Source organism: Colwellia sp. E2M01, assembly GCF_018860585.1.
Taxonomy (GTDB): Bacteria; Pseudomonadota; Gammaproteobacteria; order Enterobacterales; family Alteromonadaceae; genus Colwellia.
The window spans coordinates 24,043-32,809 of record NZ_JAHKPR010000022.1; the positions used below are offsets into that span (position 1 = coordinate 24,043).

The following is an 8,767-nucleotide window of genomic DNA, read 5'->3' on the forward strand; positions in this document are numbered from 1 at the left end:
TGCCTAGGTCAAAAAGACCGCGGCTATTTTAATACGTTTAGCTCATACACGATAGTCTAAAGTTCAAAAACTCCATTTAATTCTATTATTTTTCTATATTTATGAATTCAATTGCTTGAACTTTAAACAAAAAGGTAATTTTTATAAAAACATTATACATATTTCGATAAGATTGTGTTTACCATTATGCAATTAATACCAATTTGATTAAGTTCTTTCCCANNAATCAGATTGGTATAAAATAGATAACGTTAAATCGCTTGTGATTAAAAGTAAAGTTTAGTTATTTTAACCCGTACAAGTGATCAATAATTTACCGAACTTGATCTTATAAATTTTAGGTATAAAAAAACGCCTACCGAGGTAGACGTTTGTAAGATTTCAGTTATTTAACGTATTTCTCTTTAAGAGTACGCTAAATAAACTAATTAACCTTTAGCAGCAGCAAGTTGCGCTTCAACTTCAGCAGCAAAATCTTCAACTTTTTTCTCGATACCTTCACCAACTTCTAAACGAATGAAGTTAGATACAGTGATACCTTTTTCTTTCAAGATTTCGCCAACAGTCTTCTTAGGCTCCATGATAAAAGCTTGACCAGTTAAAGAAACTTCACCAGTAAATTTCTTCATGCGGCCGCTAACCATTTTCTCAGCAATTTCTTCAGGCTTGCCTTCGTTCATCGCCATTTCGATTTGAATACGTTTTTCATTGGCAACAACATCAGCAGGAACGTCATCAGGAGTTAAGAATTCTGGCTTGCTTGCAGCAACGTGCATAGCGATGTGCTTAAGTGCTTCAGTATCGCCTTCACCAGCTACAACAACACCGATAGTAGCACCGTGGCTGTATGATGCTAACGCTGTACCGCCGATGTATTGAACACGACGTACGTTAATGTTTTCACCAATTTTTGTAACAAGAGCAATACGCTTTTCTTCGAATTGTGCTTGTAACTCTTCGATGCTAACTTTTGAAGCAGCAGCAGTTTCAGCAACTTCGTTAGCAAATGCTAAGAAGTTAGCATCTTTTGCTACGAAATCTGTTTGACAGTTAACTTCAACTAATGCAGCTACACCTTCAACAGATTTAATTAAGATAGCACCTTCAGCAGCAATGTTACCTGCTTTTTTAGCTGCCTTAGCTTGACCAGACTTACGCATGTTCTCAATCGCAAGTTCCATATCACCGTCAGCTTCTTGTAACGCTTTTTTACAATCCATCATGCCCGCAGCTGTGCGTTCACGTAATTCTTTAACCATTGCAGCAGTAATTGCCATGAGTTAATTCCTCGATTTTCAGTTATCCCCAATGTTCAAATATTTCTAAATAACTATTGGCAATAACGAGTAAATTAGATAGCCACAAAACTAACGTTTTGTGGCGCTAGAAAATAAACGTGTTATAACTGAAATTATTCAGTTTCAACAAAACCGTCTTTTTCAGCTTGTACTACGATGTTTTGCTCGCGACCACTGATCACTGAGTTTGCAACAGCGTCACAGTATAAAGTCACTGCACGGATTGCATCATCGTTACCTGGTACGATGTAATCAACACCGTCAGGATTTGAGTTAGTATCCACAACAGAAATTACTGGGATACCAAGGTTGTTTGCTTCTTTAATAGCAATGTGCTCGTGATCGGCATCAATGATAAATAAAACGTCAGGTAAACCACCCATGTTTTTAATACCACCTAAGCTTTTATCAAGCTTTTCCATTTCACGAGTACGCATTAACGCTTCTTTCTTAGTTAGTGCTTCGAAAGTACCGTCAGTGCTTTGAACTTCTAAGTCTTTAAGACGTTTGATTGATTGACGAACTGTTTTCCAGTTAGTCAACATACCACCTAACCAGCGGTGATTAACGTAGAATTGGTCAGACTTAATAGCAGCATCTTTGATTGCATCACTTGCAGCACGTTTAGTACCAACAAATAATACTTTACCTTTTTTCGATGAAACATTGTTTACAAAACCAAGTGCTTCATTGAACATAGGAACTGTTTGTTCAAGGTTGATGATATGAACTTTATCACGTGCACCAAAGATGAATTGCTTCATTTTTGGATTCCAGTAACGAGTTTTGTGACCGAAGTGAACACCTGCTTTAAGCATATCGCGCATTGAAACGTTTGACATTTTTCTTTCCTTTAATAGGGGTTAAGCGTTCATACACCCAATATACACGACTCTTTTGCTTAGACAAGATTGTCAAAAAGCTGAGCACCCCGGTATACCTTTAATAGATGTATGTGAGTTTATAATAATGATAGCTAAGCAAAAACCTTATAGGTATTTTACTCAGATTATCGATTTAAATTGTCACTAAACCAAGCTATCACTTTATATTTTATACGTTTTATTCATGACAAGATGATGAATAAAATAAGACAAAAATAATAAAATGATTTACTAAAAATTTAGCGCCGCACTTTATACCACGAACAGGCTTTTTTTGCGAGTAAAAAATGATTTTTCAGTAAATTATGATTTATGGTGGGATAATAAAGCTAGGCGAGTTAAAATTACTGAAAGTACTAAATGTGAGTGTTTATTATTGGGTTAAAAAAGCTTATTAAGTCCATATAATTAAATTATCACCATTAAAAGTACCAATCAATTATAAAACACAATCAACCTAAGAGTAAGCAATGGCAGCAGAATTATTTTTTATCTATGACAGTCACTGTCCGTGGAGTTATGCAACAACTCCATTGGTTAATACGGTAAACAAAGCATTACCAGAAATAAAATTAAATTTATGGCATTGCGCTTACTTTGCCGATGCTGACGGTGACAATACAATCACTAAACAACAAATTGCCCAAGTAAAAGATTTATCTATGGTCAATTTCGCTCCCGAGTATCTCGATTCATTAGTACAAAGCAAAGACTCTACTTTATGTGCTAACTTAATGACTTGGGCTGCAGGTAAAACACCACAGCAAGCATTAACGTTATTAAATGCTTTACAAACAGCACATTTTTCAAAAGGTAATGCACTAGCAGAGCCTGCAGATGTGGCCGATATTGTAAGTGAATTTAAATTATCAGTACCCGCAAAAGTATTGAGTAAAACAAAATTAACGGGTGATGCGCAAGCGCAAGTGCAAGAAGTTTATGCTTTACAAGAAATAATAGAAACACAAGCAATACCTGCATTACTACTGGCCATTGATGATGAATTAGTTTTACTCAATCACAGCTTATATTTACAAAACGCTGATGCTTTTATAGAGGCCATTCAGTTTGAGATAAAAAGCCGTAGTTAATAACAAAGTCATTAGTCAAATTGTAGACAGTAATTTTCATACAAATACCTTTAAAATTTATTTCACGCTAAGTTTCATTCATATAAAGTAAATAGATAGCGAAACACTTAGCGAAAACAAAAAGAGAAAAAACCTTATGGCCATCACAATAAAAAGCCAAGAAGAAATTGCAAAAATGCGTATTGCCGGTAAATTAGCAGCAGACGTTTTAGAAATGATTGGACCGCATGTAAAAGCAGGCGTTACAACAGACGAACTTAACACATTATGTGCGGAGTATACTGATAAAGTTCAAAATGCAATATCTGCCCCATTAAATTACCATGACTTTCCTAAATCAGTTTGTACCTCAGTAAACAATGTAGTTTGTCATGGTATTCCTGATGACACGGTATTAAAAGATGGTGATATTGTTAATATCGATGTAACTGTGATCAAAGATGGTTACCATGGAGATACCAGCAAAATGTTTTTTGTTGGTGATGTTTCGCCAGAAGACAATCGCTTATGTCGTATTACCCAAGAATCACTCTATTTAGCACTTAAAAAAGTAAAACCAGGTGCTACTTTTGGTGAAATAGGCACAACGATTCAAAAATTCATTAAAAAGTCTGGTCGTTATTCTATCGTTAAAGATTATTGTGGACATGGTATAGGTAAAGTATTCCATGAAGAGCCACAAATTGTTCACTATAAAAACAATGATAAAACCAAAATGGAAGTAGGCATGTGTTTTACTATTGAACCTATGATTAATTTAGGTAGAGCAACAACCGTATTAGACAAAACCGATAATTGGACAGTTTATACTGCAGATGGTAAAAAATCGGCTCAGTGGGAACATACTATTGTAGTTACGCCAACAGGTTGTGAAATTTTAACTTTACGCAGTGATGAAACTATTGCGCGTATTTTACATAATTAATTTCATAGTATGATCATTTGTCACTAATTTGGCGTAAATTAGTAGTGATGAGAATAGTATATATTTAAACAAATACATACTCATAAAACATACTATTACAAATAATAAGGTAAGCTCTTGACTAATAACCCTGTACCTACAAATTTAGTAAAAGCACATATTATTCCATCACATTTTATTAAAAGCTTAGCGATAAGCGCTGACTTATTAACAATTCGTGATTTCTCGCAACTACGAGTTTCATTTAATACCTGGTTAAAAGATTCTTTTGCTGATAATGATATTAGTGACTTATTAGTCGCACGAGCTGACTTTGTTGACGCTATACTGAAAAAACTATGGTGTCAGCACCATCTTGACGAAGAACAAGTAAGCCTTGTTGCTGTTGGAGGTTATGGTCGTGGCGAGTTACACCCACATTCTGATGTAGATATTTTAATACTCACTAAAGAAGATACCGATTTAAAACTAGAAGAAAAGATATCGAGTTTCATTACTCAATTATGGGATGTAAAGCTTGATATAGGTCACAGTGTTCGTTCAATTACCGAATGTTTAAAACAAGCGGAAAAAGATGTTACCGTTGCGACTACCTTAATGGAAATGCGCCATATTGCAGGTAACACTACCCTACCGCAACAATTAACCCCCATTTTAAACGAAGGTGAATATTGGACATCTGAAAAATTCTTTATTGCCAAATGTAAAGAACAAGATGGTAGACACCAGCAATACCGTGGTGCCGCATATACACTTGAGCCTAACTTAAAAGCAAACCCTGGCGGTTTACGTGATATTCAAACCATTGCTTGGGTAGCAAAACGCCATTTTTGTGCTGACTCACTAGAAGAATTAGTAGAGCACAATTATCTATACCCTAATGAGTTTTTTGAATTATTAGAAGCGCAAGATTACCTGTGGCGTATGCGTTTTGCATTACACTTTGTTGCTGGCAGAAGTGAAAACAGACTATTGTTTGATTACCAAGCCGATGTTGCCAAAATGATGGGCTTTGGTGATGAAGGTAAAGCACCGGTTGAGCGTATGATGAAGCGCTTCTTCCGTATTCTTGGCCGGGTTACCGAATTAAATATAATGTTATTACAACATTTTAAAGACGCAATAATTAAAAAACCTGCTTTATCAAATGTAAGTAACATCAATGAAGACTTTGAATTAGTAGATACCTTAATAAATATCCGCAACGATCGTATTTTTATGCGTCCAGTAAAAATGATTGAAATGTTTTTAATCATTGCTCAAGAGCCAAAAATCAAAGGTATTCATTCTCATACCATCAGATTGATGCGTTATGCGCGCCGCCGACTAATTTCAGGTTTACTTGACTATAAGGATTGCCGTAAAGCATTTATGGCTATTATCCGTCATCCGCGTGGTTTAGGTTTACCATTAACGTTAATGCATAGGCATAGTATTATTGGCGCATACTTACCAATATGGCGAGACATTGCTGGTCAGATGCAATTTGACTTGTTTCATGCTTACTCTGTTGATGAGCACACCCTTCGTGTAATTAAAAACCTCCATCAGTTTAGCCAAAAAGAGCATAATCATAAATTTCCGCTGTGTAGTCAAATAGTACAAAAAATTCGTAAACCAGAAGTCTTATACCTAGGTGGTTTTTTCCATGATATAGGTAAAGGTCGTGGTGGCGATCATGCTAAGTTAGGCGCGGTTGATGCTTTAGATTTTTGTTTGTCACATCAAATGAGCAAACACGACAGTAACATGGTGGCATGGCTAGTTGAGCATCACTTATTAATGTCGGTTACTGCACAGCGTCGTGATATTAATGACGAAAATGTTATTCGTACTTTTGGTGAAATTGTTCGTGATGAAGCACACTTAAATTACCTTTATTGTTTAACTGTTGCTGATATGCGCGGTACCAATGAAAGTTTATGGAATAACTGGAAAGCCAATTTACTAGAAGAGCTTTACTTTAATACCTTGAGTGCGTTTCGTAACGGCTTAGAAAAACCTGTTGAGATTCGTTCAAAAATTCGAGAAAACCAACAACAAGCACTAACACTCTTATTAGAAGATAAGGTAAATCAAGACAATGTTGATGCACTGTGGTCAGAGTTTAGAGTTGATTATTTTTTACGTTACTCACCAGAGCAAATAGCCAGACAATGTAAACACATAATCGCCCATGATCGTAAAAAACCATTAGTACTGATCAGCCCTATTCCTTATCGAGGCGGTACTGAAGTATTTATTTTTACCAAAGAAAAAAACAATACCTTTGCCAGTACCGTTTCATTTTTAGTAACCAAAAAACTATCAATTCATGACGCAAAAATTATTACCACTAAAACAGGTTATACGGTAAATACCTTTGTTATATTAGATAGTCGCAATAAACCGTTGCGTGAAAATTTATACACGCAAGAAATGAGTCAAGACTTAGTTGCCCGTTTAAACCAGGAAGATGCGTGTAATTTACCGGTGCCTAAAGTTGCCCGAGTATTAAAACAATTTAATGTAGCGCCGCATGTTAACTTTATTAATCTACATGCTAAAAATAGAACCATGATCGAGATAATAGCCTTAGACAGACCAGGTTTGTTATCGAATATCGCAGAAATCTTCCAAGAAGAAAAAATCAGTATACATTCAGCTAAAATCACTACCTTTGGTGAAAAGGCAAATGATGTATTTACTATTTCAACTGTCGATAATGATGCGCTAACCATGGAAGAAAAAGAAGCATTGACCTTAAAGCTAACACAAGAAATTGATTAATTTCACCTTCTTAATTTAGCTAATACAGTCAACTTAAACAGATAAATTAAAAATAGGATAGCCTAATGACAGACTTAACACGCTTAGCTACCGTTATTGAACAAGCTTTTGAAAACAGAGCAAACATTACCCCCACGACGGTTTCAAATGACATAAAAGATGCCGTACTTACTGCTTTAGCTGCATTAAATGATGGTAGTGCTCGTGTCGCTGACAAAACAGCAGCAGGCTGGCATGTAAACCAATGGCTAAAAAAAGCCGTTCTCCTGTCTTTTCGTATTTGGGATAACCAAGTGCTTGATGGCGCAGAAAGTACTTTTTTCGACAAAGTACCGATGAAATATAAAGACTACAACCAAGCAATGTTTGAGGCCGACGGCGTACGTGTTGTACCAGGTGCCAGTGTTCGCACTGGCAGCTTTATTGGTAAAAATGTGGTAGTAATGCCAAGCTTTGTTAATATTGGCGCTTTTGTAGATGAAGGTTGTATGATTGATACTTGGGCAACGGTTGGCTCTTGTGCACAAATAGGTAAAAACGTACATTTATCTGGCGGCGTTGGTATTGGTGGCGTTTTAGAGCCTTTACAAGCAGGCCCTACTATTATAGAAGATAACTGCTTTATCGGCGCAAGATCTGAAATTGTTGAAGGGGTTGTGGTTGAAGAAGGCGCGGTAATTTCTATGGGCGTATATATTGGTCAAAGCACACGTATTTACGATCGTGAAACGGGCGAAACCATGTATGGTCGTGTACCAGCAGGCTCTGTTGTAGTACCAGGTAACTTACCTTCAACGTGTGGTACTTACAGTTTATATGCTGCAATTATCGTTAAAAAAGTTGATGCAAAAACCCGTGCTAAAATCGGTATTAATGAATTACTTCGCTCTGTCGCTGAAGAGTAACCTTTTGAAAAATAATATCTGAAAAAGTACAATTTTTTTAAAAATAATACCTTCTCAAATTCGAATCATTTACAATGCACATATCCTAAAAATAAGTAAGCGTAAATAAATTGACGCTTACTTATTTATAAAAACTCAGAAGGCTATTTTTATTGATAAAAGTAGCCTTCTGAGTTTTTTTATTTTAATTTTTGAGAATATCTCGTTACTGGAAAATACTTATTCATTAACTATTACAATCGATTATAAGTTTTAATTACAAATCCCTAACAACTCTATTACTGAAATAATATTTTATGGCATAACACTTGCCCTATTGATAATAAAGCGACTTAGCAATTCATAAAGTAACCCTGTTACTGCTATTCATTATCATTAGGTTTATTATGACAATATTTAAATTAGGTATTACATTTTTTATTTACCTTACGCTTACTGCATGTAGCAGTACAAGTCAGGTTAACTCAGCGCCACAAAGCAACAATTATTATGCTAAAAATTTTAGTCATTATGAATTTACCCATAATAATGCTAATTCAATAAAAAAACCGGCGACATCCGATCAAGACTTACTGATCTCGTTACTAAATAGGCCAATACCAGAAGATCAACGCATGATATTAGCTTACGCTGAGCGCCAAAATAACTATTTACCTGATAGTACAATCATGGGTATCGAAATTAAGGGCGATAAACGCCAAGAAACACGTACTCGTGTTAGCTCAAACTATGCGCATGTTATCGAGCAAGATAACAACTCTGTTAAAATAGTTTCACGAATTAAATAATGGTTAACTTAGCGAGTTCACAAACCAATTAACTTTTAAAGATTACCCTTAAAATTAAATTTCTTAATCCACTAGACACAGCGCACAGTTAATACCAAGTTGATTAA

At 35.5% G+C, this 8,767-nt stretch carries 7 protein-coding genes; 5 read left to right on the forward strand and 2 right to left on the reverse strand.

From position 1 onward, the window contains the following. Positions 1-428 precede the first annotated feature (428 nt). Together tsf and rpsB are read right to left on the reverse strand one after the other, a co-directional pair. Entirely contained in the window at positions 429-1,277 is an 849-nt protein-coding gene (gene tsf / locus KO502_RS04265) for a translation elongation factor Ts (RefSeq protein ID WP_216021327.1), read from the reverse strand. Positions 1,278-1,411: 134 nt separating this feature from the next. Beyond that, entirely contained in the window at positions 1,412-2,140 is a 729-nt protein-coding gene (gene rpsB, locus KO502_RS04270; protein WP_216021328.1) for a 30S ribosomal protein S2, read from the reverse strand. Between the two features lie 512 nt (positions 2,141-2,652). Here rpsB and KO502_RS04275 point away from each other — a divergent pair. From KO502_RS04275 to KO502_RS04295, 5 genes are all read left to right on the forward strand, one after another. Further along, on the forward strand, positions 2,653-3,273 hold the full coding sequence (locus tag KO502_RS04275) for a hypothetical protein (protein WP_216021329.1): 621 nt from the start codon (positions 2,653-2,655) through the stop codon (positions 3,271-3,273). 136 nt (positions 3,274-3,409) lie between these two features. Beyond that, a complete protein-coding gene (map, locus tag KO502_RS04280) occupies positions 3,410-4,198 on the forward strand; it encodes a type I methionyl aminopeptidase (RefSeq protein ID WP_216021330.1) in 789 nt (262 codons plus the stop codon). Between the two features lie 117 nt (positions 4,199-4,315). Then, positions 4,316-6,967: a [protein-PII] uridylyltransferase gene (glnD, locus tag KO502_RS04285; protein WP_216021331.1), complete on the forward strand. Its 2,652-nt coding sequence runs from the start codon at positions 4,316-4,318 to the stop codon at positions 6,965-6,967. Positions 6,968-7,032: 65 nt separating this feature from the next. Continuing rightward, positions 7,033-7,872, forward strand: a complete 840-nt coding sequence (gene dapD / locus KO502_RS04290; protein WP_216021332.1) for a 2,3,4,5-tetrahydropyridine-2,6-dicarboxylate N-succinyltransferase — start codon at positions 7,033-7,035, stop codon at positions 7,870-7,872. Between the two features lie 386 nt (positions 7,873-8,258). Then, positions 8,259-8,660 carry a hypothetical protein gene (locus tag KO502_RS04295; protein WP_216021333.1) on the forward strand — a complete coding sequence of 134 codons (402 nt, stop codon included), beginning with the start codon at positions 8,259-8,261 and terminating at the stop codon, positions 8,658-8,660. Positions 8,661-8,767: the final 107 nt, after the last annotated feature.